The following is a 562-nucleotide window of genomic DNA, read 5'->3' on the forward strand; positions in this document are numbered from 1 at the left end:
TTTATTTAATATGATGCTTTTTAGCATACCATTCTATTTTATCACGTAATTCTTGTGGGAAAGATTCTCTATATATAGCTGGGATAGTGGGATTGAGCAATTTATCAAGCTTACCTGCTTCATAGAGTTCATCTAAATACTCTGGGATATAGTAAGTAGGTGCATTAGGATAGCCTTGTGGGGGAGTAACTGCCATAATCTTAGCTTCTAAAAGCATAGAATCTATATACAAATCTACCTTTTTTTGTGTCCAGTCATTTGGAAAATCTAAATGGTATCTTCTAAGATGAGGAATAGATTTTATTCTTTTGCGAAATTCTAATCGTGTTTGCTTTGTGGATTTAGGATCTCTTGGGTCTAGGAGTTTGCCTTCATCTATCTCCTTAATATATGCTTCTATATTATATCCATCTCCATCTATGGCATACCCATATAACATATTCAAATCCATTACCCAATCTACTCCCATTATCTCATCTATGTATGGGAGCATACCAAATCTATCAGGCTTTATGCTCTTAGCTAGGGCTGTGAGCTGTTGTTGGCGTAAGGGGTTTTTACG

At 35.6% G+C, this 562-nt stretch carries 1 pseudogene; it reads right to left on the reverse strand.

Annotation, left to right across the window (positions count from 1 at the left end):
- Nucleotide 1: 1 nt before the first annotated feature.
- Nucleotides 2–562 (reverse strand): annotated as a pseudogene (locus LS66_RS10010) (hypothetical protein); the annotation flags it as partial.

It is taken from the genome of Helicobacter sp. MIT 03-1614, from assembly GCF_000762925.2.
GTDB lineage: Bacteria > Campylobacterota > Campylobacteria > Campylobacterales > Helicobacteraceae > Helicobacter_C > Helicobacter_C hepaticus.